We start from the raw sequence: 26,129 nt of genomic DNA, 5'->3' as shown, positions 1-26,129 counted from the left end.
AGACTATTCGCGAAGAACGAGTGGTGATTAAATATGTCCGAAACCGTCACAAATGCAGAGGTCGAAGACGTTCTGTCTTCGATCCGCCGTCTGGTCTCAGAGGATCGCAAACCGGCGCAGAAGCCGTCGGAAGCGCCTGCGATTGAAGAGAAACTTGTGCTGACGCCGTCTTTGCGCGTGTCCAATGACGCGCCTGTGGCTGCCCCTCGGAAAGAAGCGAAGCCAGAGGCGGTTCAGCCCCGGTCGGCGTCCTATCAGGATGCGATGCAGGACATGGATACCGACGTTGAGACGGGCGAGGCGGCGGATTTGTCCGCCTCGGATCGCAATCAAGTTGCCGAAGATTTTAAGTTTATTTCCGGGCGCGAACCGCGTTTTCGCGCCCAGTTTGCTACGCCCGCAGGGGATGGCAAGCCGCAGGATACGGCCGAGCCGCCGCGCAAGCTGGCCTTTAGCGCGCCACGTGCCGCGGCATACTCCACCGATATGCTCAACCTTGGCTCTTCCGAGCTGGTCGATGACGTGCCACCGACGCCGGACCGGTTGAGCGCGAAAATCGCTGCCCTCGAAACAGCGATCAGCCGCATTCCCGAAAACTGGGAACCTGACGAGCCCGGCAAAAGCGATTATTCCGGCAGCGAAGACCCCGCGATGGCCTGGGAAGACGACGTTGAATTCGACGCCACCGGCGCGCCTGTGTCCGATGCCGCCCAAAACGCTGCGGAAGAGGCCCCGCTGGACGAGGATATGGGCTGGCACGATGCAGTCGAGCCCCATGCACCCCAAGAGCGTGCCGAATCCCAAGATCGTGTTGTGGACGGCCCATTTGCCACCCGTGTGACCGCAGCAGATGCGACTGTGACCGATACCACCGACGCCCCTGCCGAAACGGCGCAGGATGATGATGCGACGCTCGGGTTCGGGCCGGATGAATATCTGGACGAAGAGATGTTGCGTGACCTGGTGTCTGAAATTGTGCGCACGGAACTGCAGGGGGCCTTGGGTGAACGGATCACCCGCAACGTCCGCAAACTGGTGCGCCGTGAAATACACCGCGCCCTGACGTCGCAAGATCTGGAATAAAGAGCCTTTACCGCGAAGGCGCATCTTTGCGGATTAAGGGGCAGGGCGTCACGCAAGCCCCTTGCCAGATGTGTTGCAGCTCAGGTCAAGACGCCGCCGCCGCAACGTCCGCTTCGAGCCCTTAGTATCCGTTACCTCAACACTGTGCTATTGGTCAGCATGATCCGAAATCTTCAGAGACTCATCGAGCGCCAGATACAGAAGGCGAAGCTGCAAGGTCAGCTTGAAGGTCTTGAGGGCGAAGGCAAACCACTGCCTGATCGCTCAGCAGATGCTTTTGTGGATGCGGGAGAAGCTGCGGGGTTCCGGATTATGGCTCAAGCCGGTGTCGTGCCCGAAGAAATCGAACTCAAGAAGAAGATGGCTGCGCATCAGAGCCATCTTGCCACGCTTGCGAACGGGCCTGAACGGAAGGAAGCGATGGCTGAACTCGCTCGCCTTGAACTGCGATACAACATCGCTCGTGAAGCTCGCCAGAAGTTCATGCGCAGATAAATTCTACTACCCAGCTTTTTTGGAAAGCAGCGCGAGCACTTTTCCTGATCGCGCACCCTCAGCGAACGCCAGCTTCGTCGCTACAACCTAGATTCAAGAACCCAGCACTCTCGCAGAAATTCGCCGCTGTCGGGAGTTTACCGTTTCGGAGCAACGCATCAGGTAGGGGGCTCGGGTGTCACACCTTGCCCTTTAGCGCATCAGGCGGGCGCGACGCTTTCCGGCATAACACAATCGCATTTAGCCAAAAAAAACGCGGCCCGTGAGCCGCGTCTTTTTGTTCAAACTTTTGGCAGTCTTCAGGCAGCTTCAGCCTGTTGTGCTGCGTGGCGACGCTCGGACTCTTCGCGGGACAGGGCGACAGAGGTACGGACACCTTTGCCAACAAAGTCCATCAGACCTTCGACAACACGCTCGTTGGGGTCGATGCCCGCGCAGCTCAATACTTCGCGGCCATCGCGGGAGCGGGCCCAACGGGCAATCTGTTCAGGACCGTTGCCGTATTTCTTGTCATCGGCAATCGCATCGTCCAATGCAGCCAGTACCACAGCTGCGAAAAGTTTGCGGGCACGGTTACCTTGTTCATTGTTAAAGGCAGTGCCATCAACGAAATCTTTCATCTCGTCGTCCTTTCTATTATTCTTGCTCTTGTCATTTAGGCGTGGGGTTCCTTATGACCGAAAGAGCTCGATTCGGATACACCTTTATTGCATAACACTCATGCATTTACTGCATGGCTTTCGCGGTTGCAGCATCGGGTGCGCTGTCTTGCGGGGGTCGACGTTGATATATATAGGTCGGTCCAATCTCTCTTCAACTTCATTGCTATGGTGCTGATACATGCCAAAGATTAACGGGAACGAAATTCGGCCAGGAAATGTGCTCGAGCATAACGGTGGTCTCTGGGCAGCGGTCAAGGTCGATCATGTCAAACCGGGCAAGGGCGGTGCCTTTGCTCAGGTCGAAATGCGCAACCTGCGAAACGGGTCGAAACTGAACGAACGCTTCCGCAGCGCCGACAAGGTTGAAAAGGTCCGGCTAGAGCAAAAAGACCAACAATTCCTGTATGAAGACGCAGGTATGCTGGTTCTGATGGACACCGAAACATACGAGCAAGTGCAGCTTTCAGCCGAGCTTCTGGGAGAGCGTCGCCCCTTCTTGCAGGACGGTATGATGGTTGTGGTCGAGTATCACGAAGAAGAGGCGCTGAACGCGTCCTTGCCACAAAAAGTAACCTGTAAAATTGTCGAAACTGAACCGGTCGTCAAAGGCCAGACAGCGGCGAATTCCTTCAAGCCAGCGGTGCTTGATAACGGCGTCAAAGTGATGGTGCCGCCCTTCGTCGGACAGGATGAAGAGATCATCGTGAACACCGAAACGATGGAATATTCCGAACGCGCGTAAGCTGTGGTGTGACGCTACGTCATAGCTTCGCTGCAGTGCAGAGCCCCGGTGAATGCCGGGGCTCTTTTGCGTTGCGGGGCTGCGGGGTATCGGATTTGGGAGCCTCAAAACTCCCCAATCACGGGTATTTGTTGCCGATATGCAACTCTTCCGACAGGCTGCGCACGCTGTCATTTCGGGCTGCCTAATATTTGCGCAGGGCCGTTGCGGGGCCTTAGCCGTCCGTCACCATGGTCACCGTGGCATCCCCCGCCTGCATCGCCGCCTTGGCGCGGTCAAACCGCAGATAGGCCAGCGCGTGGGTGCCGGTGCGGGTAAAGATCGTACCAGCAGGTTTGCCATCGGCGGTGATGTCCGTGCCGGGTTCTACCGGCGCACTGATCTCGACCTGGGCCAAGCCTTTGCGCAGTTCGGTCTTGTGCTTCATGCGGGCCGTTACCTCTTGTCCGACATAGCAGCCCTTGCGAAAATCCACGCCGTTCAGCCGCTCGAACCCCATTTCGAGGATGAAGCTGTCCGAGGTAAGCTCTGCCCCGGTTTCGGGGATCATATAGGTCACCCGCAGCGCGTCCCAATCCGTGGTGTCATCGGTTTGCGGTGTGTCACGATAGGCGCGCCAGCCCATGCGGGCATCGCGAGGGTCGCTATAGGCATCATCCGGTGCGTTTTCTAGCCCGCGGTGCAGATGCAGGCCGGTCGCGTCTATGGTGACATCAGCCCGCAGCTTGTACATGGTCAGACGTTGCACCAGCGCGTCGGCATCCGCCTCGGCCACGTCCAGCAAAACGCTGTCCCCGTCGGCAGACAGGAAGAAATCGGTGATGAATTTGCCTTGGGGCGTCAGGATCGCGGCATAGATCGGGGCCTGATCCAGCTTGCGGATATCGTTGGTCACAAGGCCCTGCAGAAACTCGCGGGTGTCGGGGCCTGACAGTCTCAGGATGCGGCGGCTGGTCATATCGCTTGTCCTTTCAATGGTTAACATGACATATAGCAGCGCAGTTCGAAGCTGAAAGGGGCAACCATGCGCGCGCCTATATCTGTTGTCATTCCGACCTTGAATGCCGAAGCGCCCCTGACCGGCTGTCTGACCGCCCTGATGGAGGGGCTGGAGGCGGGGCTCATCCGCGAGCTGATCATCAGCGACGGGGGATCAACCGACATGACCCTGACAATGGCAGACGCATGGGGCGCAGAGATCGTCAGCGGTCCGGCATCGCGGGGCGGACAGTTGCGGCGCGGCTGTGCGAAAGCGCAATCCGACTGGCTGCTGGTGTTACACGCCGATACGCGGCTGGCACCGGGGTGGACGGGGCCCGTCACCGCGCATCTGCAGGGGCAGAAAGCGGGCTGGTGCCAGCTTCAATTTGACCAAGGCGGCATGGCCGGCAAAGCGGTGGCCGCTTGGGCGAACCTGCGTAGCCGTTTGGGGCTTCCCTATGGGGATCAGGGGCTGCTGCTGCCACGTGCGCTGTATCAATCGGTTGGTGGGTATCCTGATCAGCCGCTGATGGAGGATGTAGCGCTGGCGCGTGCCCTGCGCGGCCATCTGCTGGGGCTGGAGGTCACCGCGGTGACGTCCGCCGACAAATACGCGCGGCAGGGCTGGTTGCGTCGCGGGGCGCGCAACCTCTGGACATTGATCCGCTATTTCGCGGGGGTCGCCCCGGCCAAGCTGGCCGAGGGCTATGCCAAGTGACCCGCGTGCCGGGGGGTGGCCTAGTTGCCGAACAGCCGGAGCCCGATACGTTGCAGCAGGTTCGGCTCGACAGGTTTGAGGCCGCGTTCCATGCGCCGCATCGCCGCTAGATTGCGCCCGTCGCTGACGGTTTTTCCATCCTCGAACTGAAGCCGATAGAGATCGGCATAGATGCCGCCACGGGCCAGAAGGTCTTCGTGTTTGCCTTCGTCCATGACGCGGCCACGGTCCATCACAACGATCTTATCCGCGCCGCGGATGGTAGACAGACGGTGGGCGATGACCAAGGTGGTGCGCCCCTGAGAGAGACGGTCCAGCGCTTGCTGCACGACTTTTTCTGACTGCGCGTCCAGCGCGCTGGTGGCTTCGTCCAACAGCAGGATCGGTGTGTTGCGCAGCAGGGCGCGGGCGATCACGACACGTTGGCGCTGCCCCCCCGACAGGGCAGAGCCGCGCGGGCCGACGCGGGTTTCCAGCCCGTGTTCGAGCTTGGGCAAAAAGTCCGACACATGCGCCGCATCCAGCGCCTGCTGCAGCTCTTCGTCAGATACATTCTCGCGGCCCAATACGATATTCTCGCGCAGGGTTTCATCAAACAAAAGCGCCTCTTGCGTCACGACAGAGAACAAGCCGCGCAGCGCGGGGATGTCCATCTCTGTCAGGGGGACGCCCGCGATGCTGACGTTGCCCTCTTGTGGGTCGATCAGACGGGTCAACAGGTTGAATATCGTCGATTTCCCCGCGCCAGATGCGCCGACAAGCGCCGTCGTCTCGCCCGCCGCCGCATGCAGCGTGAGATTGTCCAGCACCTTGGCATCCCCGTAAGACAGGCTCACCCCTTCCAGCGCGATATGCGGTGGGGTGGTGGGCACAGGCGTGGGTTTGGCGGGCGAGGTGAGGTGTACCGGCTCGTCCATCAGCTCTTTCAGGCGTTCCAGCGCGGCAGCAGCCGTCTGCCACAACCCGCTGATCGCCCCCAGACGGCGCAGCGGGTTAAAAGTGAACCCCATCGCGGTAAAGAAGGTCATGAACTGACCGATGGTTTTCTCGCCCTCGATGATTTCGTTGCCGCCATAAAGGATCACGGCCATGAACCCGAGGCCCGAGATGATGTCGATCATCCCCGGAATGGCCGAGTTCCCGAAGGAGGCACGTACCTCGGTACGGATATATGTTCTGGTCAGGTCGCGGTATTGCTTGGCCTGATACTTCTCGAGCGCGTTGAGCTTGATTTGCACGATGCCGTGGAAAACCTCGTCCAGCCGTGTCGACAGGGTCGCGCCCAGATCCCGTGCCTCGCGCGACCGCGCGCGCACAAAGCGCTGCGCCAATGCTGCGGGCATGACCATCAGGGGCAAGCCAATGCAGGCCAGCAGCGCCCAGACCGGGTCGATAGAGATCGCGACGCCAAGCAACACGATCAGCCCGATCAAGTCGCGACCGGCACCGGTGATCACCGCCTGCCAGACCGACCCGATGGCATTCACATCCGATTGCACGCGCTGGATCAGAAAACCCGGGGGGTTCTGTTGGTGAAAGGCCCCGTCCTGCACCATCATCCGGTCCAGCAGATCGATCCGCATATCAGCCGCCGACTTCTGCTTGATGCGTGTCAGCAGCACCTTTTGCACCACACCTGACACGGCGCGCAGGACGAAGATGCCCACCAGCACCAAACCAACCCAGAGCAATGCGCCTTTCTCACCAGCGACGAACACCTGATCGAACATCGGCTGCATCAGCTTTGCCAACCCGCCCATGGTCGAGGCCTCGATCGACATGAAGATGATCGCGACAAGCAGCACCCACATATGCTTTTTCAGATAGTCGCGCCAAAGCCAGGTCAGCAGTTCGCGCGAGGTATAGGTCACATCACTCATATAAAGGCCGGTTCCTTTGGGCATATACAGCTACGGGTTTACGCAGCCCTTAGAGGCAGGGCAAGCTGCCTGCGCGCTTTGTGTGATTGACGCGGCGCTGGCTGCGGATAAGTTGCAAGAGATTTTTCCTGCTAAAGGGCCCCCGTGTCATGCCGAAACTTTCCAACTTGTCCCAAGGGCGCGGCTACCTCGCGATCCCCGGTCCGTCGGTCATGCCCGAGGCTGTGTTGAACGCGATGCACCGTCCGGCCCCCAATATCTATGCCGGTGAGATCGTCGATATGATGCCGCCGTTGATGGAAGACCTGCGCCGTATCGCGGGCACGCAGCATCATGTGGCGATGTATATTGGCAACGGCCACGCCGCCTGGGAGGCATCGCTTAGCAATGTCGTAGCCCCCGGTGACAAGGTGCTGGTGCCCGCGACAGGGCGGTTCGGTCACGGCTGGGGCGATGCCGCCACGGGGATCGGGGCAGACGTCGAGGTGATGGATTTCGGCCTGCAATCCACAATGGACATCGACCGGATCGCCGATCGTCTTGAGGCGGACACAAACCACGAGATCAAAGCCGTGCTGGCTGTGCATGTGGATACCTCGACCTCGGTGGTTAATGACATCGCCGGTCTGCGCGCGGCACTGGATGCGGCAGATCACCCCGCGCTGCTGATGGTGGACTGTATCGCGTCCTTCGCGTGCGACCGCTTCGAGATGGACAATTGGGGGGCTGATGTCATGGTCACCGCCTGCCAGAAGGGGCTGATGGTCCCGCCCGGGGTGAGCTTCGTCTTTTTCAACGACCGTGCGGCTGCGGTGCGCGATGCGATGCCACGGGTCAGCCGTTTCTGGGACTGGACCCCGCGCGCCAATCCCGAGGAGTTCTACCAGTACCACTGCGGCACAGCCCCCACGCACCATATCTACGGCCTGCGCGCGGCGCTGGATATGATCCACGACGAGGGGCTGGAAGCCGTCTGGCAGCGTCACGAGACCTTGGCGCGCGCGGTATGGGCGGCCTGTGACGCGTGGGGGGCAGAGGGCGATCTTTCCCTGAACATCGCCGATCCCGCTTTGCGCAGCCATGCGGTGACAGCGCTGCGGCTCAAGGCCCCCCAAGCGACAGAGCTGCGCGACTGGGTCGAAGGCAACATCGGCCTGACCCTCGGCATCGGTCTGGGCATGGCCCCCAAGGACAGCCCCGAAAGCCACGGTTTCTTCCGTCTGGGCCACATGGGGCACGTGAACGGTCAGATGATCATGGGGATGCTCGGCGGGATAGAGGCCGGGATGTCTGCACTCGGGATCAAACGCGGCTCCGGCGCGCTAGAGGCGGCGGCGAAGGTGATCGGCGGGGCCTAGCCCCGTCGCGCGGCTATGCGATCGATCATGGCATTGACGGCCCAGCCCGACAGCACCACCGCCAACAAGCCCCATAGCGCCCAGATCACAACGAATAGCCACAGGATATTGACGCCGAACATCACGACACAGGCGCTGGTATAGTTAGGGGCCGATTGGCCGCGGTCGGAAGAGCGCATGATGCCACCTCGCAACTGGATCATGGCCCAGCATAGGCGGGATATGCGCTACGTCAGCCTTTTTTCGCATCCTCAAGGGCACCCGGCAACGCCGCGGCAAAGGCATCAAGGTTTTCTGGCGTGCCACAGCTGACCCGAATACAGCGGTTCTGCGGCGCCGCGAAGGGCATGCGCACAAAGACGCCGCGCGCCACCAAACCGTCCAGCACCGCCTTGGCAAAGCTGCCGTCCGCCCCGCAATCAATCGCCACGAAATTCGCGGCAGAGGGAAGGGCAACCAACCCGTTATCCGCAGCGATCTGCGCAATCCGGTCCCGCGCCTCAGCGATTCGAGCCTGCACATGGGCCAGCCAGTCGCTGTCCTGCAAGGCTGCAAGCGCCCCGGCCTGGGCCGCGCGGTTCATCCCGAAATGGTTGCGCACCTTCCCAAAGGCTGTGATCAGATCCGGTGCGCCGATGGCATAGCCAACCCGCGCCCCCGCCAGACCATGGGCCTTGGAGAAGGTCCGCATCCGGATCAGACGCGGGTCATCGGCGACAAGATCGGGGGCGGTGCCCTCGGGGGCGCAATCGATATAGGCCTCGTCCAGCACCAGCAGACAGCCCTTCGGCAATGCCTCTAGCGCGCTGGAAATGACGGGCCCTTCATGCCAGCTGCCCATGGGGTTGTCGGGGTTCGCCAGATAGACCAGCTTGGCATCTACCTCGGCAGCTTTGGCAAATAGGGCCGTAGGATCCTCGTGATCACCGGCATAGGGCACCTTATGCAGCACACCGCCAAAGCCTGCCACGTGATAATTGAATGTCGGATAGGCCCCGTCCGAGGTCACGACCGCGTCACCCTCCGTCACCATGAGCCGCACCAGATAGCCCAGCAACCCGTCGATCCCTTCGCCCACGATGATGTTGGCGGGCGAGATACCATGATGCGCCGCAAGTGCTGCGCGCAGGTCGTGGCTTTCCGGGTCGCCGTACATCCACTGCTGGGCCTGCGCCATCGCTTCTATCGCGCGGGGAGAGGGGCCAAAGACGTTCTCGTTCGCCCCCAACCGCGCATCAAAGGCGCGCCCCATGGCGCGCTCCTGCGTTTCGGGGCCGACAAAGGGCACGGTAGAGGGCAGGGCGTCGGCAAGCGGGGTGAGGCGATACTGTGTCATGGGGATCAGCTACTGCATCTGACCTGCTTCGAGCAAGTGACATCAGCATGCCCGCGCGCGGTTTTGGGTGCCGTAGCGTTTCGCTTTGCAACACGCAGGCTTCATGCCCAAACTGACGAAAATTCAAGGAGGATCCAATGAGCCGCGTTTCCGTTACCTATGACAATCACATCGCCCATGTGCGCCTGACCCGCGCCGATAAAATGAACGCCGTTGATCAGGATATGATCGACGCCGTAATCGCCGCCGGGAACGAGGTCGCTGCATCGAACGCGCGTGCCGTCGTGATCTCGGGCGAGGGCCGGGCGTTCTGTGCAGGCATCGACATCGGCAATATGGGGGCGCTGGCGGGCGGCGACCCGACGGAACGGATGATGACGCGCACCCATGGCGACGGCACCACTAACCAGTGGCAAGAGGTCGCGATGGTCTGGACCCGCGTCGGCGTGCCGGTGATCGCGGCGCTGCATGGCAAGACCTACGGCGCGGGCCTGCAACTCGCGCTCGGGGCCGATATCCGCATCGCGGCCCCTGATACCGAAATGGCGGTAATGGAGATGAAATGGGGCATCGTCCCGGACATGGGCGGCATGGTCCTGCTGCCCAAACTGGTGCGCGGCGACGTGCTGCGCCTGATGACCTATACCGCGCAACCCATCGGGGCAGAGCAAGCCGAACGCTGGGGGCTCATCACCCAGATCGCCGAAGACCCGCTGGCCGCCGCGATGGCGCTTGCCACCACCATCGCTGGCAAAAGTCCAAGCGCCATCAAGGCCGCCAAACGTCTGATCGCCTTGGCAGAGACGGGAACCGAAACAGAGGTTTTGCGCGCGGAATCCCGTGAACAGGCGGCGCTGCTGGGACGCCCGCACCAAATGGAAGTCATCGCCGCCGAATTCGGCAAACGCCCGGCGGTCTTCAAAGACTAGCGCCGCAAAAAAGTCAGCCCCGCCTGATCGCTCAGACGGGGCCTTCCAAATGGACGATCTTTGCTTCCCAGCGAGGACCGCAGGCGTATCTTGCGCCGGTATTCGTTTCCAAATGGTAAAAAAATCCTCGCCGAAGGCATCTTTTGGAGCGTCAAAAGAGATTTTTGCCTTCGGCGAGGATTTAAAGCCATTTGGAAGCGGTGCTGATTATCCCAGCTCTGCCAAACGGTTCAGAGCGGCCTGAAGCTGGTCCGCTTCTTCCTGACGCGCATCAAGGTTGCTTTGGGCTTCTGCAACGACCTCCGCCGGGGCGGAGGCGGCGAATTTGGGGTTGTTCAGGCGCCCCTTCAGACCGCCGATTTCTTTACCCAGTTTGTCGAGCGACTTTTGCAGACGCGCTTTTTCCGCATCGATATCGATCAGCCCCGCAAGCGGCAGGCCAAAGCTCGCGCCCGGTGCGGCGATGGAGACGGTGCCTTTGGGGAAGCTCTCTGTCTGCTCGAGGGTTTCGACCCGCGCCAGACGTTTGATCATCGCCTCGTTGCGGTCCCATGCGGTTTGGCCGGCGTCGTCCATGTCGGTATAAAGCATAGGCACTTTGAGCCCCGCAGGCACATGCATCTGTGCGCGCGCCGAACGGATAGATTCGATCAGGCCGATCACCCAGTTGAGTTCGCGGTCGGCGTCGGCGTCCAGCATCTCGGCGGTGCTGTAGGTCGGCCAGTCGCCATGCACCAGCATCTTGGAACGGGTCGCCGTGGTCTGCCACAGTTCTTCGGTGATGTAGGGCATGATCGGGTGGAGCAGCACAAGGCATTGATCCAGCACCCAATTCAGCGTCTGGCGAGTCTCGGCGGCCTCTGGCGCGTCGTCTTGCAGCAGGGGTTTGGAGAGTTCAACGTACCAGTCGCAGACCTTGCCCCAGACAAAGGCATAAAGCGCATTGGCCGCGTCGTTGAAACGGTAGTTGTCCAGTGCGGCGTCGACCTCTTCGCGGACGCGGGCGGTTTCGCCGATGATCCATTTGTTCAGCGTGTGATCGACCTGGGTGTGGCTGGTGTAGGTCACTGCCGCGACGCCATCCTCGAAAACGCCGTTCATCTCGGCGAAACGGTGGGCGTTCCACAGTTTGGTGCCGAAGTTACGGTAACCGGCGATGCGCGCGGTCGACAGTTTCAGGTCGCGCCCCATGGCGGCCATCGCCGTCAGGGTAAAGCGCACCGCATCCGCGCCGTATTCATCGATCAGGTCCAGTGGGTCCAGCACGTTGCCAAGCGATTTGGACATCTTCTTGCCCTTCTCGTCGCGCACCAGCGCGTGGACATAGACGGTGTCGAACGGCTTTTGATCGACCACTGCGTATTGCATCATCATCATCCGGGCGACCCAGAAAAAGATGATGTCAAAGCCGGTGATCAGCACTGAAGTGGGGAAGTATTTCGCCAGCTCATCCGTCTGTTCTGGCCAGCCGAGCGTGCCGATGGGCCAGAGGCCCGAGGAGAACCAGGTGTCGAGCACATCAGGGTCGCGGGTGAGCGTCTTGCCTGGGGCCATCGCCTGAGCTTCGGCTTCGGTTGCCGCGCAGTATTCCTTGCCCTCGTCGTCGAACCACACAGGGATCTGGTGCCCCCACCATAATTGGCGCGAGATGCACCAGGGTTCGATGTTTTCCAGCCAGTTGAAATACACCTTGCGGTCCTGTTCGGGCAGGATCTGTACCTCGCCGTTGCGCACGGCGTCGATGGCGGGTTGCACGATCTTCGAGGTCTCGACAAACCATTGGTCGGTCAGCATCGGTTCGATCACCACTTTCGACCGGTCGCCGAAAGGCTGCATGATCTTTTTGGGCTCGACCAACGGGACCAGCGTCTCGTCCCGCTCTTCGCCGCCTTCTTCGGGGGCGAGGGGGGCTTTGACGGGTTTGCCAAGGCGTGGATCGGTCGGCGGCACCATGACGGCCAATCCTTCGGCGGTGATGTCGGCGATGACCTTGGTGCGCGCCTCGAACCGGTCGAGGCCGCGGTATGCGTCGGGGACGAGGTTGATTTCTGTCGCGTCCGCGGGCGCGTCTTCACGGCCTTCAGCGATGGCGGCCGCGCGTGCGGCGGCGGCGTCATAGGGCAGGCCGTCGGCGCGCATGGCACCGCGGGTGTCCATCAGCGCGTAGAGCGGGATATTATTACGTTTGGCGACGCCGTAGTCGTTGAAGTCATGGGCGCCGGTGATCTTCACCGCGCCCGAGCCGAAATTCTTGTCGGGGTATTCGTCGGTGATGATCGGGATACGGCGGCGCTGCGCCTTGGGGCCGACGGGGATTTCGCACAGCTTGCCAACGATCGGCGCATAGCGTTCGTCAGAGGTGTGTACCGCGACCGCGCCATCGCCCAGCATGGTTTCGGGGCGGGTCGTCGCGATAGAGATATAGTCGCGTTCCTCGGAAAGCGTCACGTTACCGTCTTCGTCTTTCTCGACGTAGGTATAGGTCGCGCCATCGGCCAGCGGGTATTTGAAGTGCCACATGTGCCCGTCGACTTCGGTGGATTCGACTTCGAGGTCGGAAATCGCGGTCTCGAAATGCGGGTCCCAGTTGACCAGGCGCTTGCCGCGATAGATCAGGCCCTTGTTGTACATATCCACGAAGACCTTGATCACGGCGTCGTGGAAGTTGCCTTCCTCGCCCGCGGGGGCACCGGGGGCACCGGACATGGTAAAGGCGTTGCGCGACCAATCAAGCGAGGTGCCAAGACGTTTGAGCTGGCCGATGATCGTGCCGCCGGACTTCTGCTTTTGCTCCCACACTTTGGCGGTGAAATCCTCGCGGGTGAAATCGGTGCGGCGTTTGCCGTCTTTGGCAAGTTCGCGTTCCACCACCATCTGCGTCGCGATACCGGCGTGGTCCTGACCGGGTTGCCATAGCGTGTCAAAGCCGCGCATCCGGTGCCAGCGTACCAGAATATCCTGCAATGTATTGTTGAACGCATGGCCCATGTGCAGCGATCCTGTCACGTTGGGCGGCGGGATCATGACCGAAAAGGTTTCCTTGCGCGAGGCATTGGCACCGGCCTTGAAGGCACCGGACTCTTCCCATGCGGCATAGAGGCGGGCTTCGGCCTGGGCGGCGTCAAAATTCTTGTCGAGGGCCATGATCAGCGTCCTTCTATTCACGTAGCGCTTTGAGCTTTGGGATGATCTAGCCGAGCGGGGCGTAAAGGGGAAGGCTGGGGGGCCGAAAACTTGGCGTAGCAGCCCCAGCTTTCGCCCCGCGTCGTATGGACATCGCCGGTTTGGCGCTTAAGGTCGGGCGCAACACCAAGATGATGATCAAAGGATGCCGCCAGATGGAAAAATTCGGGAAAAGCCAACCGGTCAAACGGGTCGAGGATGTGCGGTTTCTGACCGGCGAGGGGCGCTATGTGGATGACATCGCGCCAACCGACGCGCTGCATGCCTATTTCTTCCGCTCGCCCGTCGCACATGGGGTGATCACGACCCTGGATGTCTCAGATGCGGCCGAGGCAGAGGGCGTGCATGCGGTGCTCACGATCGAGGATCTGGAAGCGGCGGGGATGGATATCTCTATGGCGGCGACCGTGTTGCAGAACCGCGATGGCACGGAAGGGGCCAAGCCCTTGCGTCCGATGCTCGCCAAGGGGCGCGTGCGCTTCGTGGGGGAGCCCGTCGCGGTGGTGATTGCCGAGACATTGAACCAGGCGCGCGACGCGGCGGAGCTGATCGCATTCGACGTTGACGATCTGCCCACCCATATGACGTTGGAACGGGGCGGAGAGATGCTGCACCCCGAAGCGCCGGACAACATGGCGTTCGACTGGGGCATGGGCGACGAGGCGGCGACGCAAAAGGCATTTGATGCCGCAGCGAAAACCGTCAGCCTGAACGTGGGCGACAACCGTATCATCGTCAACGCGATGGAGCCGCGCGGCTGCTATGCGGAATGGAACGACGGCAAGGTGCATCTTGCGAACAACGGGCAGGGCGTCTGGGTGCACAAGGGCAACCTCAAGCGCGTTTTCGGGCTGGATGATGACCACGTACAAGTCACAAACCCCGACACAGGCGGCGGTTTCGGCATGAAGGCGGCCGCCTATCCCGAATATTTCTCGGTCGCGCAGGCGGCGCGGGCCTTGGGGCGTCCGGTGCGCTGGATGTCGGACCGGACCGAAGCCATGCTCAGCGATAATGGCGGGCGCGATCTGACGTCGCTTGCGGAATTCGCCTTTGACGAAAACAACAAGATCACGGCCTACCGCGTCCGCACCAAATGCAACCTCGGGGCCTATAACAGCCAGTTCGGCCAGCCCATTCAGGCGCTGCTGTTCAGCAAGGTCTTGATGGGCGTCTATGATGTGCAGACCACATGGCTGCAGGTCGAAGGCTACTACACCAACACGGTGCAGACCGATGCCTATCGTGGTGCCGGCCGACCCGAGGCGATCTATGTGCTGGAGCGCTTGATGGACCGCGCCGCACGCGAGTTGGGCGTCGACCCGTGGGAGCTGCGCCGGATCAACTTTATCAAGCCCGAGCAGTTTCCCTATACCTCTGCCACAGGCGAGCTTTACGATGTGGGCGAATTCAACCGCTTGCTGACCCGCGTCGCCGTCGAAGCGGATCATGATGGCTTTGCAGCGCGCAAGGCGGCGGATGCGGCCAAGGGGCTGCTGCGCGGGCAGGGGCTTTGCTATTATATCGAAAGCATCCTTGGCGATCCGGCAGAGGGGGCCAAGGTCGCGTTCAACGAAGACGGCACCGTGTTCATCTATGTTGGCACTCAATCGAACGGGCAGGGGCATGAAACCGTCTATGCGCAATTCCTGTCGGATCAGACCGGGATCCCGGCTGAATTGATCCATGTCATTCAAGGCGATAGCGATCTGATCAAACAGGGCGGCGGGACCGGCGGCTCGCGCTCTGTCACCACGCAAAGCACGGCAACGCTGGCGACGGTGGCCAAGATGACCGAAGCTTTCACCGCCTTTCTGTCTGACGAAATGGGCGTGCCCGCGACACAGATCAGCTTTGACGACGAACGCTTCCGCGCGGACGGGTCGAACATGACCCCCACCATGCTGGAGGTCGCCGAGATGGCGCGCCAGAAAGGCCGCGACGATCTGCTGGTGCACCACGAACGGGCGACCTTGCCGGGGCGCAGCTATCCCAACGGGGCGCATGTGTCAGAAGTTGTGATCGACCCCGAAACAGGCGTTGTGACCGTTGACCGCTATACGGTGGTGGATGATTTTGGCAATCTGATCAACCCGATGCTGGCCGAAGGTCAGGTGCATGGCGGGGTGGTGCAAGGCATCGGCCAAGCTATTCAGGAGCATGTGGTCTATGACGAAGACGGCCAACTGCTGACGGCCTCTTTCATGGATTACGCGATCCCGCGCGCGGCGGATGTGCCGTTCGTGTCCTTCAACTCCGAACCCGTGCCATCTACGGCGAACCTGATGGGGATGAAGGGTTGTGGCGAGGCGGGAACCGTGGGCGCACTGGCGGCCGTGTCGAACGCGGTACAGGATGCCCTGTGGGAGCGTGGCGTGCGTCAGGCCGACATGCCGTTCACACCGCATAAAGTCTGGGCCTTGCTGAACGACAGCGCCATCGCGGCAGAGTGAGCTTGGCTTGTCTCGGGGCGCATCACCCGCCCCGAGACAGGGGTTTAGCCCGTGATCTTCATCACGATGCAGGTGGTTGAGCCGGTGGCATACAGCTTGCCATCCTCGACCCCGCGAATCTCACCATGCGCGACACCGGTAGAACGACCCACGTGATCGGTCGTGCCGATGCAGTCGATCTGCATGCCCAAGGGGATCGAACGCAGAATGTTAATCTTGTATTCCAGGGTCGTATAAACCGACCCGCGCGGGACTTTGGTCATCACGGCGCAGGCCATCGCGGAATCGAGCAAGGTGCCGTACCAGCCCCCATGCACGGTCCCCATCGGGTTGGTCACGTTGAACTCGGGCGTGCCGCGAAACACCGCGCGGCCCTCGGACACGTCATGCAGCGCATAGCCCAAGGTGCCGCCAATGGGCGGGCCGGGGTTGGTGCCGTCCAGGATCTTCTGCATGAATTCCAACCCGCTCAGAGAGAGCGCTTCGGATTGGCTCAGCAAATCTTCGGGTGTTTCGGCGAGGCGTGGCATAAAAAATCTCCGGCAGTTGAATGCCGGAGAAGACTGTTCTGTTCTTGACCCAAGGGCAAGTTGTGCGGTGGTTTTACGCCACGTCGGACAGCGATGTTTGCGCCTTCACCCCAAGGGCACGACAGACGGCGCGGGTCAGCTCGGGCCGGTTGAGCGTGTAGAAATGCAGGTTCTCGACACCTTCCGACACCAGTTCGCTGCACATTTCGGTGCAGAGCGCGGTGGACAGCAGATCGTGCCGGTCATCGCGGATCGCGGCGGCATAGGCTTCGTCCAGTGCTGCTGGCACGCTGGCCCCGCAGCGGGTGGCAAAGTTGCGCGCCGACTTCCAATTTGTCACCGGCATGATGCCCGGGGTGATCGTCTTGGTGATCCCCGCCGCGGCACAGGCGTCACGGAAGCGCAGGAATGTTTCGGTCTCGAAGAAGAACTGGGTGATCGCCTCGTCCGCGCCAGCATCGAATTTGCGTTTCAGCCATTCGACGTTCTGCGCCTGATCGTGGGATTCGGGGTGCGGTTCGGGGTAGGCCCCGACGCGCAGGGTGAACTTGCCGGTCTTTGCCAGCGCCTCGATCAGCTCGACACTGTCGGCAAAGCCGTCCGCGTGGGGCGTAAAGGTCGGTGCACCGTTTTCGGGATCCCCGCGCAAGGCGACAATATCGGTCACGCCGATCTCGGCAAAGCTGTCGGCGACCTCAAGCGTTTCGGCCTTGCTGGCCCCCACGCAAGTCAAATGCGCGGCAACCGGCAGGCCGGAGGTGCGGCGCAGCACATGCGCAGAATCATGGGTCAGGTCGCGGGTAGACCCGCCCGCGCCGTAGGTCACGGAAAAGAAACGTGGGGCCAGCGGTGCCAAGGCCTGCGCCGTGTCCCAAAGACGGAACGACGCGTCCACGGATTTGGGCGGGAAGACTTCGAATGAAACGGCGGGACTGGTCATTTTTACGATCCTGTTTTTAGCTTTCGTCTCTTGTCGCACAGATGCGGTTGTGAAACAAACTCATAACTTTCATTTTCAACATGAGGAGCGCCTCATATGCATATCGAGTTCCGTCACCTGCGCACCATTCAGGCGATTCACGAAGCAGGCGGGCTGGCCCGCGCGGCAGAGACGATGAACATCACCCAATCAGCCCTGTCCCATCAGGTAAAGGGGTTGGAGGATCAGGCTGGCGTGGAACTGTTCGTGCGCCGGTCCAAGCCGCTGAAGCTGTCGCCCGCCGGGTTGCGGCTGCTCAAGCTGGCGCAGCAGGTCTTGCCGCAGCTTGAAGCAGCGCAGGCCGAATTCATGGGTCTGCGCGCGGGCAGCACAGGCCGCATGCATATCGCGATCGAATGTCACGCCTGTTTCGAATGGCTGTTCCCCGTGCTCGAACAATTCCGCAAAAGCTGGCCCGATGTGGATGTCGATATCCGCCCCGGTCTGGCCTTTGACGCCTTACCTGCCTTGCTGCGCGAAGAAGTCGATCTGGTGGTGTCTTCCGACCCCGAAGAGCTGCCGGGCGTGAAATTCGTCGAGCTGTTTGATTACAAGGCGGTCTTTGTCGCCTCCAGCACGCATCCCTTGGCTCAGAAGCCCTATGTTGAGGCCGCGGATTTCAGGGGCGAGACGCTGATCACCTATCCGGTGGAACGGACCCGTCTGGATGTGTTCAGCCAGCTCTTGATCCCCGCCAAGGTCGAACCGCTGGCGATCCGGCAGGTGGAGCTTACGGCGGTGATCCTGCTGCTGGTCGCGTCGAACAGGGGCGTGTCGGTCCTGCCCGATTGGGTCGTGCGCGAGGTGAAATATAGCAATGATTACGTCACCCGTCCGCTGACCGAGAACGGCATCACCCGCAGGCTTTATGCGGCGGTGCGCGAGGATGATCTGGAGAAACCGTTTATGACCAAGCTCTTGGGGTTGGCAGGGGAAGAGGCGCGCAAGCTGCAGCGGGCCTGATCGCTGCTGCCCTTAGCGATGTAGCCGCGGGTCGAGCGCGAAGTCTTCCTGCACCACATCGTCGTAGTGATCGGCTGCCTTTTGGGCGTCAAAGATCAAGTTCCAGCTGTGCCGCGATACCGTCGACGGGATCAGCACAAACAGGTGATCGCGCAGCAGCGCGTCGCCAAATCCCTTTTGCCCCGCACCATGGGCACCGGGCACCAGCCAGTTCGGGTTGGGGACATCCGCGGCTTGCACCATATGCACCGTCGTCGGGTCGATCACACGGCCCGATGTCAGCACGTGATGCGCGGTGTCCAGCGCCTTGAACCCCTTGTGCACCGCAACCTCGAGGATCGCGGTGGCAGGGTCGAGCGCGGTATAGACCGCCCGCACACCGCTGCTGTTCCAGCGTCCACCGACGCGGTAAGCCCCTTCGCCGCTGTGCCATGTGGGCGCATGCTGCCGTTGATCCAGCCGCCAAAAACGCAGCTCGCCCGTCCCAAGCGGCGGGGGCAAAGGGGTCAAGCGTAGACCCCGTACTCCATCCGGGTGAGCGCGTTTTCAACGGCTTCCGCCCCCGCTGCCGACGACAGCAGGTCAATCGGGCGGCGGTTATCAAGGCCGATGGCAGGGGCCAGCATCCATGCCTCTGCGGCGTCCTGATCGCCCAAGACATCCGTCGCCTGTGCCAGCAGCTCGGCAAAGCGCCACGCGCGGCTGCTTTGTTCGGGGGACAGACGGTCCTTGCCCTTGTCGGCTTTCTTGCGCTGAAGCGTGCGCAGGCTCATCCCGATCGCCTTGTTCAGCGCATCGCCCGAGGACAACACCGACACGGTATCGACCAGATGCAGCAGCGCTTTGGAGGAGATGCCTTTGACGATCACATCATGCGCATCAAGCGAGTTGCGCACCGTCTGGTTGATCACCTTGCGGCCGCCCAGCAGATGAAAGGCACGCACGGCGTCATCTGCATCCACGTCGATCAGGGGGATTGCACTGCTGTCGGATTGAAAGGCCGTCGCACCCATGGCTGAACTCCTTTTCGTCATGTGTCGTAAAATATATGACACGTGACGCGGTGTTTTTCAAGGGGGCGGGGGGCTCGCATTCATGCGATGAAGGGCAGGGGCGCGCACGCCCCTGCCGGTAGGGTGTTAGCCAACCTTGACGATGGCCTTGCCTTGGTTGCCACCGGTCAACAGGTCCATGAACGCTTGTGGCGCGTTTTCCAGACCCTCGGTAATGTCCTCTTTCACCGCAATGGTGCCGTCGGCGACCTTGGGGGCGACTTCCTTGAGGAACTTGGGGAAGTTGTTCCAGTGGTTCGAGATGATGAAGCCGTTCACGCTGAGGAAGTTCACAAGGATCGTGCGCCAGAGTTTCGGCGCGGTCAGCGCCTCTTCGGCGGCACCAGCACCCAGACCACCGGCGTTATACCATGCGATCATACCGCAGATCGGGATACGCCCATGCGGGTTCATCATGGGGATCACGGCTTCAAGCACTTTGCCACCGACGTTTTCAAAATAGATGTCGATCCCCTTGGGGCAGGCGTCTTTCAACGCGGCGCGCAGGGATTTCGCGTCATCATAGGCGCGGTGGTCGATGCATTCGTCAAAGCCAAAGTGTTCCTTGGCCATGGCGCATTTGTCCGCGCCGCCCGCAATGCCCACAACGCGCAGCCCGTGCGACTTGGCGATCTGGCCGACCATCGAGCCGACCGGACCCGTTGCCGCCGCGACGACGAGTGTTTCACCCTCCTTCGGGCGACCATATTCCATCAAACCTTGCCAGCCGGTAAATCCGGGCATGCCCAGAACACCAAGCGACGTGGTGATCGACACCTGATCCGGATCGACCTTGCGCAGTTGGTTCGCTGGCAGCACGCCATGTGTGGCCCAGCCCAACATCCCGAAGGCATGATCGCCGGGTTTGAAGTCGGGGCTGTTGGAGGCGATGACCTCCCCGACCGAACCGCCCTCCATCGTGCCGCCGACAGGCACCGGGGCCGCATAGGATTTCGCGTCGTCCATGCGGCCACGCATATAGGGGTCAAGCGACATGTATTTCACACGGACCAGCACTTCGCCGTCGCCGGGGGTGGGCACGGGCCCTTCTTCAAGGCGGAAGTTATCGGCGGTCGGGGCCCCGTCAGGGCGCGACGCAAGCACAATTCGTTTCATCTGGTCGGACATTTTGCTTTCCTCCTTAGCAATGTTTCTGGCACGTTATATGGAAATCGAAGGCAAGCAAGGCAACCGCGCGCGCCACGTTGCGTCAGATGCCGCTGCCCCCTTGGCAAATGCGGCATGGGGGCTTATACGCACGGCCTGATCCATCAAAGGACACGGAAATATGGTTGGCAGTGCAAATCTAAACATCATGATCAAGGCGGCCCGCCGGGCGGGGCGCGGGTTGGTCAAGGATTTCCGTGAGGTCGAGAACCTTCAGGTGTCCATGAAGGGGGCCGGCGACTTTGTCAGCCGCGCCGATATTCAGGCGGAAAAGACGCTCAAGGCCGAGCTGATGGGCGCACGCCCGACCTATGGCTGGCTGGCCGAAGAGGGTGGCGAGGAAGAGGGCCAAGACCCCACACGCCGCTGGATCGTCGATCCGCTGGACGGGACAACAAACTTTTTGCACGGTTTGCCCCATTGGGCGGTCTCCATCGCGCTGGAGCATAAAGGCCAGATCGTTGCGGGCGTCGTCTTTGATCCCGCCAAGGACGAGATGTTCTTTGCCGAAAAAGGCACGGGTGCTTGGATGAACGAAGGCCGTTTGCGTGTCTCGGGCCGTTCGCGGATGATTGAATCGGTTTTTGCCACCGGTCTGCCCTTTGGCGGTCGCGGAGATTTGCCGGACACCCTGCGTGATCTGGGCCGCATCTTGCCGGTTTGCGCCGGTGTGCGTCGCTGGGGCTCTGCCGCGCTGGATCTGGCCTATGTGGCCGCCGGTCGCTATGATGGCTACTGGGAGCGCCGGTTGAACAAATGGGATCTGGCCGCGGGCATGTTGATCGTGCGCGAAGCAGGCGGCATGGTCGAGCCGCTGAACCCCGAGGGCAACATTCTGGACGATGGCGAGATCGTCTGCGCCAATGAGGCGTTGTTCAGCGGATTTTCAAAAATCGCACGCGGGTGATCCTGTGGCCGAGGGCGGGATGCCTTCGGCGAGGATTTAAACCATTTGGAAGCGCCCGTCGGCTATTTGTCTGACGGGTGGTTGATCCCGTCGGTGTAGGGGATCGGTTCCTGTGTCCAGGGCGCGGCCCCGTCGATACACCCCAGATTGACGCCGCATTGCGCGGGGTCTGAACGACGCTGGTGGTACATGTAGATGCCACAGATCCTGCAGAAGTAATGTTTCGCCGTATGGGTGCCCCAGGTGTAGAGCGTCAGATGCTCGGCCCCTTTGGTCACCTTGAGCGTGCTGGTGAGCGCCGTCACCGCCGGTGCCGCGCGGCGGCGGCAAAAGGAACAGGTGCAGCGTGTGGCAGAGGAGAGCCCCTCTGGCAGGGTGGCGGTCAGGGTGACGCTGCCGCAGTGACAGGTCGCGCTATGGGTGCTGGCGGTCATTTTCGTTTCACTTTCGGGATACGGCTGGCGGAGGTGGGGTAGGTCGCTTGCGGGTGCGGCGGGTGGCCGTCCGTGGCCGACCAGAAGCGGGGCCCGCCCAAGCGCAGCCACAATGGAATGGTCAGTACCATCCCCACGATAAACCCGCCCGCGTGCGCCCAATAGGCGACGCCGCCCACGGTCGGGTCCGCCCCGACGCCACCGATAAACTGCATCCCCAGCCACAAGCCCAGCATGATCCATGCGGGGATCGGGAAGATGCGGAAGAACACGATAAAGATGATCAGGATGTCGACCTTGGCTTTGGGGTAAAGCAACAGATAGCCGCCCATCACCCCCGCAATCGCGCCCGATGCCCCGACTGTCGGGACCGGCGAATAGGGGGCAGAGATCACATGGGCGAGCGCCGACAGCAGCCCGCAGGCGAGGTAGAATAGCAGATAGGCACCGTGGCCCATCTCGTCCTCTATATTGTCGCCAAAGATGTAGAGAAACAGCATGTTACCCGCGAGATGCATCCAGCCGCCATGCAGGAACATCGAGGTGAGGATGCCGGTATAGCCATCCCCCGTGGTGACGCGGCCGGGGATGAGCGCCCAGTCGAAGAAGAAGATATTGAGCGCGCGGTCGTCGCTGAAAAGCCCGACATAGCTGAGGAAAACGCCGATGTTCACCGCCATCAGCAGATAGGTGACATAGGGCGTGCGGCCGGACGGGTTGTGATCGCGAATGGGGAGCATGGGCTGACCCTTAGCCATTGCGCGGGTGTGGTCAAGGGCGGGCGTCGGAACGCCCGCCCATGTGGCAGATCAGCCGGCAGCCCCCAGCAGTTGCGCGTTCCCGCCAGAGGCGGTGGTGTCGACGCAGACATGGCGTTCGGCGCGGACGCGGGCGGTATCTGGAAGCCCGCGCAGCAGCGGGATGATCGGCCCTTCGCGTTCAGACAGGGCTTGTTCCAGTTTGCGCGCGGTCGCCTCGTCACCCCACCAGAGCACACCACCATAGGCTGGCCCATCGGTCAGCGCGGTCGCGTCGATGCTGCCTGACAGCTCCACCGCATTCCCGCCAAGGGCCGTGACCGCGCGGGCTTGCTCGGTTGCGGTGTCCTTGCCCGGCCCCATGCACAAGAGCGCCGGACGCGGCAGGGTGCTGAGCCGGTTGGATTCGCCCGTAGGCCCCGGCAGCGTGATGGTTTCGAGGAAGGCCCCACTGTGGCCGGGCAGCTTGGGCAGGTCTTTCTGCGTGCTGTCCCATGTGTCCTCCACCACCTTGAGGTCAGGCGCGCTGAAACGTGGGAGGTAGTTCGGACCGCCCGCTTTCGGACCTGTACCCGACAGGCCTTCGCCGCCGAAGGGCTGGCTGCCGACGATCGCGCCGATCTGGTTGCGGTTGACGTATATATTGCCCGCCTCGATCCGTTCCGAGACATGCTGCACACGGTCATCAATGCGGGTGTGCAGCCCGAAGGTCAGCCCGTAGCCGGTGGCATTGATCGCGTCGATGACCTTGTCGAGCTCGGTCGCCTTGAACGTGGCGATGTGCAGGACGGGGCCGAAAATCTCGCGCTCCAGATCCGCGATCCCGTTCACGCGGATCATGGTCGGCGCGATGAAAGTGCCGACGGTTGGGGCGGTCAGCTCGGCGATGATCCGGCCCTCGGCGCGGGCGGTCTCGATATGCTCGGCGATGCCTTTTTGCGCGGTCTCGTCGATCACGGGGCCCACGTCGGTCGAGATGTCCCAAGGGTTGCCCATGACCAGCGCGTCCATCGCGCCTTCCAGCATCTCGATCACATCTTCGGCGATGTCTTCCTGGATATAGAGGCAGCGCAGGGCAGAGCAGCGTTGCCCGGCAGATTGGAACGCGCTTTCGACAACCGATTGCACGGCCTGTTCGGGCAGGGCGGTGCTGTCGACGATCATGGCGTTCAGCCCCCCCGTTTCCGCGATCAGGATCGCACCGGGGTCACAATGTTCAGCCATCGCGGACCGGATGCGCAGCGCTGTGGCGGTAGATCCGGTGAAGGCCACACCGTTGATCCGTTTGTCGGAGGTCAGCGCCGCGCCGACCTCGCCACCGCCGGGCAGCAGTTGCAAGGCGTGACGGGGCACGCCGGCATCATGCAGCAAGGTCACGGCAAGGAAGGCGATCAGCGGGGTCTGTTCCGCCGGCTTGGCCAGCACCGCATTACCCGCAGCCAGTGCCGCGCTGACCTGCCCGCAGAAAATCGCCAGCGGGAAGTTCCACGGCGAGATGCAGGTGAAAATGCCAGCGGGGGGCGTGTTGGTCGCCTGCTGTGCGTAGTAGCGCAGGAAATCCACCGCCTCGCGCAGTTCTGCCACGCAGTCGGGCAAGCCTTTGCCGGCCTCGCGCGACAGCAGGGCGAAAATCTCGCCGTAGTGCGATTCCAGCATATCGGCTGCGCGCAACAGGACCTCGCGGCGTTCCTCTAGCGGGGCGTCCCAGACGGCGGCATTGTCCAACGCTTTGGCGACGTCAGCCTCGGACGCGTTGCGCACGGTGCCGGGGCTGCGGCCAGAGGCAGCAGGGTTCATCAGGCGTGCCGATTTCTTGGGCTTTGCCTCGCCGTTCAACAGTGGCACGGCGGCCCAACGGTGGGCTTTCCACGGCGCGCGGGCGGATTCGATCACGTCCAGCGTCGGCGTATGCATCAGATCAAACCCCATCGAGTTCACGCGCGCAGGGGCATAAAGCTCGGGCCCGGTGGGGATGTGCAAACCGCTTTCCGCGAGGCTGTCAAAGGGATCGGCAGCCACGACCTCGGGGGCGACGTCTTCGTCAACGATCTGGTTCACAAAGCTTGAGTTCGCGCCGTTTTCCAACAGGCGTCGCACAAGATAAGCCAGCAGATCGGCATGTGCGCCCACGGGGGCGTAGACGCGACAATGGGTGCCGTGCTTGTCCATCACGATGTTATGAAGGGTTTCGCCCATGCCGTGCAGACGTTGGAATTCGAACTTCTCTTTATCCTCGGCCATATGCAGTACGGCGGCGACCGTATGCGCGTTATGGGTGGCGAACTGCGGATAGATCCGGTCGGTCATGTTCAGCAGTTTGCGCGCGTTGGCGATATAGGACACATCGGTCGCGGCTTTTTGGGTGAAGACGGGGAAGCCCTCGACACCTTTGACCTGTGCGCGTTTGATCTCGGTGTCCCAGTAGGCACCTTTCACCAAGCGGACCATCAGTTTGCGGTCGTGGCGGATCGCCATGTCATACAGCGCATCGATCACCACACCAGCGCGGGGGCCATAGGCCTGCACCACGATGCCGAAACCGTCCCAACCGGACAGCGCAGGTTCGGAGAGCACTTTTTCGATCACATCCAACGACAGGCCCAGACGGTCGGCTTCCTCGGCGTCGACGTTCAGCCCCATGCCGGCGGATTTCGCCAGCAAGGCAAGCGCCCGCAGACGCGGCACCAGATCACGCATGACGGATGCTTCTTGCGCGACCTCATAACGCGGATGCAGGGCCGACAGCTTGACCGAGATGCCGGGGTTCTTGCGGCTGTCCTTGTGCACGCAGGCCGTCGCGATGGCAGAGATCGCGCGGCTGTAGCTTAGGTGATAGCGTTTGGCATCGCTTTCGGTGCGCGCGGCTTCGCCCAGCATGTCATAGCTGTAGGTGTAGCCTTTCTTCTCCATGCCCTTGGCGCGTTCCATCGCGGCGTTGATGTTCTCGCCCAGAACAAACTGGCGGCCCATTTCCTTCATCGCACGGCTGACGGCGGTGCGGATCACCGGTTCGCCCAGACGTTTGATGGCTGCGCGCAGGTGGCGCACGGGGCCGGGTTGGTCATCGTCCAGCACGCGACCGGTCAGCATCAGGGCCCATGTGGACGCGTTCACCAGCGGCGAGGTGGAGTGCCCCATATGGCGGCCCCAGTCAGAGGGCGCGATCTTGTCCTCGATCAAGGCGTCGATGGTCTCGGCGTCAGGCACACGCAGCAGCGCTTCGGCAAGGCACATCAGCGCGACGCCTTCGTCGGTGGACAGACCGTATTCGGCCAGAAACACTTCCATGATACCGGGGGAGGTATGGCCGCGGATATCGCGCACGATCTGCGCCGCGTCTTGCGTGATCTTGACCCGTTCCTCTGGCGACAGATGCGCATTGCGCACCAGTTCACGCAAGACGTTGTCTTGGTCGGTGTAGGTGCCTGCGTCAATCTGGTGGCGCAAAATAGGGGAAGAATCGCGTGCCATGAGGTACTCCAACTGATAATTGCGCTAGAATAGCTCGGGAATAGTAGT

Annotated in this window: 23 protein-coding genes; 9 read left to right on the top strand and 14 right to left on the bottom strand. The window is 61.6% G+C overall.

Translation table 11 applies throughout. The features are described 5' to 3' along the window. Positions 1–33 precede the first annotated feature (33 nt). Together AADW22_RS12645 and AADW22_RS12640 are read left to right on the top strand one after the other, a co-directional pair. The gene (locus tag AADW22_RS12645) at positions 34–1,083 is read left to right on the top strand and encodes a hypothetical protein (protein ID WP_407473845.1); all 1,050 of its coding nucleotides are present in this window, start codon (positions 34–36) and stop codon (positions 1,081–1,083) included. Between the two features lie 159 nt (positions 1,084–1,242). Next, positions 1,243–1,578, top strand: a complete 336-nt coding sequence (locus AADW22_RS12640; protein ID WP_039912143.1) for a DUF1992 domain-containing protein — start codon at positions 1,243–1,245, stop codon at positions 1,576–1,578. 299 nt (positions 1,579–1,877) lie between these two features. On the opposite strand, the gene AADW22_RS12635 is transcribed toward AADW22_RS12640, so the two are convergent. After that, positions 1,878–2,198, bottom strand: a complete 321-nt coding sequence (locus AADW22_RS12635) for a DUF6280 family protein (RefSeq protein WP_005849321.1) — start codon at positions 2,196–2,198, stop codon at positions 1,878–1,880. Positions 2,199–2,418: 220 nt separating this feature from the next. Between AADW22_RS12635 and efp the strand changes: the two genes are divergently transcribed. Then, entirely contained in the window at positions 2,419–2,982 is a 564-nt protein-coding gene (gene efp, locus AADW22_RS12630) for an elongation factor P (protein WP_009825091.1), read from the top strand. Positions 2,983–3,196: 214 nt separating this feature from the next. Here the strand turns inward: efp and AADW22_RS12625 are convergent, their stop codons facing one another. Further along, positions 3,197–3,940: a YgfZ/GcvT domain-containing protein gene (locus AADW22_RS12625; RefSeq protein ID WP_407473844.1), complete on the bottom strand. Its 744-nt coding sequence runs from the start codon at positions 3,938–3,940 to the stop codon at positions 3,197–3,199. Between the two features lie 66 nt (positions 3,941–4,006). Between AADW22_RS12625 and AADW22_RS12620 the strand changes: the two genes are divergently transcribed. After that, entirely contained in the window at positions 4,007–4,681 is a 675-nt protein-coding gene (locus AADW22_RS12620; RefSeq protein WP_407473843.1) for a TIGR04283 family arsenosugar biosynthesis glycosyltransferase, read from the top strand. Between the two features lie 20 nt (positions 4,682–4,701). Here the strand turns inward: AADW22_RS12620 and AADW22_RS12615 are convergent, their stop codons facing one another. Next, positions 4,702–6,561: an ABC transporter ATP-binding protein gene (locus tag AADW22_RS12615; protein ID WP_005849313.1), complete on the bottom strand. Its 1,860-nt coding sequence runs from the start codon at positions 6,559–6,561 to the stop codon at positions 4,702–4,704. Between the two features lie 149 nt (positions 6,562–6,710). On the opposite strand from AADW22_RS12615, the gene AADW22_RS12610 reads away from it, so the two are divergent. Next, the gene (locus tag AADW22_RS12610; protein WP_407473842.1) at positions 6,711–7,919 is read left to right on the top strand and encodes a pyridoxal-phosphate-dependent aminotransferase family protein; all 1,209 of its coding nucleotides are present in this window, start codon (positions 6,711–6,713) and stop codon (positions 7,917–7,919) included. Here the strand turns inward: AADW22_RS12610 and AADW22_RS12605 are convergent. Together AADW22_RS12605 and AADW22_RS12600 are read right to left on the bottom strand one after the other, a co-directional pair. Next, complete coding sequence (locus AADW22_RS12605) at positions 7,916–8,098, bottom strand: hypothetical protein (protein ID WP_353627976.1); 183 nt, start codon at positions 8,096–8,098, stop codon at positions 7,916–7,918. The two genes, AADW22_RS12610 and AADW22_RS12605, sit on opposite strands and share 4 nt — an antisense overlap. Before the next feature lie 53 nt (positions 8,099–8,151). Next, positions 8,152–9,255, bottom strand: coding sequence for a pyridoxal phosphate-dependent aminotransferase (locus AADW22_RS12600; protein ID WP_288959718.1), 1,104 nt, complete (start codon positions 9,253–9,255; stop codon positions 8,152–8,154). Between the two features lie 137 nt (positions 9,256–9,392). On the opposite strand from AADW22_RS12600, the gene AADW22_RS12595 reads away from it, so the two are divergent. After that, positions 9,393–10,184 carry a crotonase/enoyl-CoA hydratase family protein gene (locus tag AADW22_RS12595; RefSeq protein ID WP_407473841.1) on the top strand — a complete coding sequence of 264 codons (792 nt, stop codon included), beginning with the start codon at positions 9,393–9,395 and terminating at the stop codon, positions 10,182–10,184. Between the two features lie 207 nt (positions 10,185–10,391). Here AADW22_RS12595 and AADW22_RS12590 read toward each other — a convergent pair whose 3' ends face one another. Next, the gene (locus AADW22_RS12590) at positions 10,392–13,328 is read right to left on the bottom strand and encodes a valine--tRNA ligase (RefSeq protein ID WP_407473840.1); all 2,937 of its coding nucleotides are present in this window, start codon (positions 13,326–13,328) and stop codon (positions 10,392–10,394) included. A 194-nt stretch (positions 13,329–13,522) separates the two neighbouring features. Between AADW22_RS12590 and AADW22_RS12585 the strand changes: the two genes are divergently transcribed. Continuing rightward, on the top strand, positions 13,523–15,820 hold the full coding sequence (locus tag AADW22_RS12585) for a xanthine dehydrogenase family protein molybdopterin-binding subunit (protein ID WP_407474596.1): 2,298 nt from the start codon (positions 13,523–13,525) through the stop codon (positions 15,818–15,820). A gap of 44 nt (positions 15,821–15,864) precedes the next feature. Here the strand turns inward: AADW22_RS12585 and AADW22_RS12580 are convergent, their stop codons facing one another. Then, positions 15,865–16,350 (bottom strand): PaaI family thioesterase, encoded by a 486-nt coding sequence (locus AADW22_RS12580; RefSeq protein WP_005849301.1) that lies wholly within the window; start codon positions 16,348–16,350, stop codon positions 15,865–15,867. 73 nt (positions 16,351–16,423) lie between these two features. Next, the gene (gene metF, locus AADW22_RS12575) at positions 16,424–17,290 is read right to left on the bottom strand and encodes a methylenetetrahydrofolate reductase [NAD(P)H] (RefSeq protein WP_407473839.1); all 867 of its coding nucleotides are present in this window, start codon (positions 17,288–17,290) and stop codon (positions 16,424–16,426) included. A 96-nt stretch (positions 17,291–17,386) separates the two neighbouring features. Here metF and AADW22_RS12570 point away from each other — a divergent pair, with 96 nt between their 5' ends. Continuing rightward, positions 17,387–18,292: a LysR family transcriptional regulator gene (locus tag AADW22_RS12570; protein ID WP_005849298.1), complete on the top strand. Its 906-nt coding sequence runs from the start codon at positions 17,387–17,389 to the stop codon at positions 18,290–18,292. Between the two features lie 12 nt (positions 18,293–18,304). Here AADW22_RS12570 and AADW22_RS12565 read toward each other — a convergent pair whose 3' ends face one another. From AADW22_RS12565 to AADW22_RS12555, 3 genes are all read right to left on the bottom strand, one after another. Further along, on the bottom strand, positions 18,305–18,802 hold the full coding sequence (locus tag AADW22_RS12565; protein WP_005849296.1) for an RES family NAD+ phosphorylase: 498 nt from the start codon (positions 18,800–18,802) through the stop codon (positions 18,305–18,307). Next, entirely contained in the window at positions 18,799–19,305 is a 507-nt protein-coding gene (locus AADW22_RS12560; RefSeq protein ID WP_005849294.1) for an antitoxin Xre/MbcA/ParS toxin-binding domain-containing protein, read from the bottom strand. Before AADW22_RS12560 ends, AADW22_RS12565 begins: the two co-directional genes overlap by 4 nt. A 126-nt stretch (positions 19,306–19,431) precedes the next feature. Beyond that, the gene (locus tag AADW22_RS12555; protein ID WP_005849292.1) at positions 19,432–20,472 is read right to left on the bottom strand and encodes an NADP-dependent oxidoreductase; all 1,041 of its coding nucleotides are present in this window, start codon (positions 20,470–20,472) and stop codon (positions 19,432–19,434) included. Between the two features lie 160 nt (positions 20,473–20,632). Between AADW22_RS12555 and AADW22_RS12550 the strand changes: the two genes are divergently transcribed. Beyond that, the gene (locus AADW22_RS12550; RefSeq protein ID WP_005849287.1) at positions 20,633–21,418 is read left to right on the top strand and encodes an inositol monophosphatase family protein; all 786 of its coding nucleotides are present in this window, start codon (positions 20,633–20,635) and stop codon (positions 21,416–21,418) included. Between the two features lie 62 nt (positions 21,419–21,480). Here AADW22_RS12550 and AADW22_RS12545 read toward each other — a convergent pair whose 3' ends face one another. The 3 genes from AADW22_RS12545 to putA form a co-directional block, all read right to left on the bottom strand. Beyond that, on the bottom strand, positions 21,481–21,852 hold the full coding sequence (locus tag AADW22_RS12545; protein ID WP_064216588.1) for a GFA family protein: 372 nt from the start codon (positions 21,850–21,852) through the stop codon (positions 21,481–21,483). Continuing rightward, positions 21,849–22,592, bottom strand: coding sequence for a rhomboid family intramembrane serine protease (locus AADW22_RS12540; RefSeq protein WP_407473838.1), 744 nt, complete (start codon positions 22,590–22,592; stop codon positions 21,849–21,851). The genes AADW22_RS12545 and AADW22_RS12540 overlap by 4 nt, the downstream gene beginning before the upstream one ends. A gap of 69 nt (positions 22,593–22,661) precedes the next feature. Beyond that, positions 22,662–26,081 (bottom strand): bifunctional proline dehydrogenase/L-glutamate gamma-semialdehyde dehydrogenase PutA, encoded by a 3,420-nt coding sequence (gene putA / locus AADW22_RS12535; RefSeq protein WP_340244111.1) that lies wholly within the window; start codon positions 26,079–26,081, stop codon positions 22,662–22,664. Positions 26,082–26,129 lie beyond the last annotated feature (48 nt).

Origin of the sequence: Sulfitobacter sp. PM12, assembly GCF_045586035.1 — a bacterium.
In the GTDB taxonomy this organism is placed as follows: Bacteria; Pseudomonadota; Alphaproteobacteria; order Rhodobacterales; family Rhodobacteraceae; genus Sulfitobacter; species Sulfitobacter pontiacus.
This window is presented reverse-complemented; position numbering and strand designations above follow the sequence as displayed.

Excerpts from the sequence above, each read along its gene's own strand:
- efp (WP_009825091.1), top strand. The coding sequence starts at position 2,419 with ATGCCAAAGATTAACGGGAACGAAATTCGGCCAGGAAATGTGCTCGAG.
- AADW22_RS12625 (WP_407473844.1), bottom strand. The coding sequence starts at position 3,940 with ATGACCAGCCGCCGCATCCTGAGACTGTCAGGCCCCGACACCCGCGAG.
- AADW22_RS12585 (WP_407474596.1), top strand. The coding sequence starts at position 13,523 with ATGGAAAAATTCGGGAAAAGCCAACCGGTCAAACGGGTCGAGGATGTG.
- AADW22_RS12615 (WP_005849313.1), bottom strand. The coding sequence starts at position 6,561 with ATGAGTGATGTGACCTATACCTCGCGCGAACTGCTGACCTGGCTTTGG.
- AADW22_RS12550 (WP_005849287.1), top strand. The coding sequence starts at position 20,633 with ATGGTTGGCAGTGCAAATCTAAACATCATGATCAAGGCGGCCCGCCGG.
- AADW22_RS12545 (WP_064216588.1), bottom strand. The coding sequence starts at position 21,852 with ATGACCGCCAGCACCCATAGCGCGACCTGTCACTGCGGCAGCGTCACC.
- AADW22_RS12635 (WP_005849321.1), bottom strand. The coding sequence starts at position 2,198 with ATGAAAGATTTCGTTGATGGCACTGCCTTTAACAATGAACAAGGTAAC.
- putA (WP_340244111.1), bottom strand. The coding sequence starts at position 26,081 with ATGGCACGCGATTCTTCCCCTATTTTGCGCCACCAGATTGACGCAGGC.
- AADW22_RS12605 (WP_353627976.1), bottom strand. The coding sequence starts at position 8,098 with ATGCGCTCTTCCGACCGCGGCCAATCGGCCCCTAACTATACCAGCGCC.
- AADW22_RS12590 (WP_407473840.1), bottom strand. The coding sequence starts at position 13,328 with ATGGCCCTCGACAAGAATTTTGACGCCGCCCAGGCCGAAGCCCGCCTC.
- AADW22_RS12595 (WP_407473841.1), top strand. The coding sequence starts at position 9,393 with ATGAGCCGCGTTTCCGTTACCTATGACAATCACATCGCCCATGTGCGC.
- AADW22_RS12570 (WP_005849298.1), top strand. The coding sequence starts at position 17,387 with ATGCATATCGAGTTCCGTCACCTGCGCACCATTCAGGCGATTCACGAA.
- AADW22_RS12645 (WP_407473845.1), top strand. The coding sequence starts at position 34 with ATGTCCGAAACCGTCACAAATGCAGAGGTCGAAGACGTTCTGTCTTCG.
- metF (WP_407473839.1), bottom strand. The coding sequence starts at position 17,290 with ATGACCAGTCCCGCCGTTTCATTCGAAGTCTTCCCGCCCAAATCCGTG.
- AADW22_RS12540 (WP_407473838.1), bottom strand. The coding sequence starts at position 22,592 with ATGCTCCCCATTCGCGATCACAACCCGTCCGGCCGCACGCCCTATGTC.
- AADW22_RS12640 (WP_039912143.1), top strand. The coding sequence starts at position 1,243 with ATGATCCGAAATCTTCAGAGACTCATCGAGCGCCAGATACAGAAGGCG.
- AADW22_RS12560 (WP_005849294.1), bottom strand. The coding sequence starts at position 19,305 with ATGGGTGCGACGGCCTTTCAATCCGACAGCAGTGCAATCCCCCTGATC.
- AADW22_RS12610 (WP_407473842.1), top strand. The coding sequence starts at position 6,711 with ATGCCGAAACTTTCCAACTTGTCCCAAGGGCGCGGCTACCTCGCGATC.
- AADW22_RS12580 (WP_005849301.1), bottom strand. The coding sequence starts at position 16,350 with ATGCCACGCCTCGCCGAAACACCCGAAGATTTGCTGAGCCAATCCGAA.
- AADW22_RS12555 (WP_005849292.1), bottom strand. The coding sequence starts at position 20,472 with ATGTCCGACCAGATGAAACGAATTGTGCTTGCGTCGCGCCCTGACGGG.
- AADW22_RS12600 (WP_288959718.1), bottom strand. The coding sequence starts at position 9,255 with ATGACACAGTATCGCCTCACCCCGCTTGCCGACGCCCTGCCCTCTACC.
- AADW22_RS12620 (WP_407473843.1), top strand. The coding sequence starts at position 4,007 with ATGCGCGCGCCTATATCTGTTGTCATTCCGACCTTGAATGCCGAAGCG.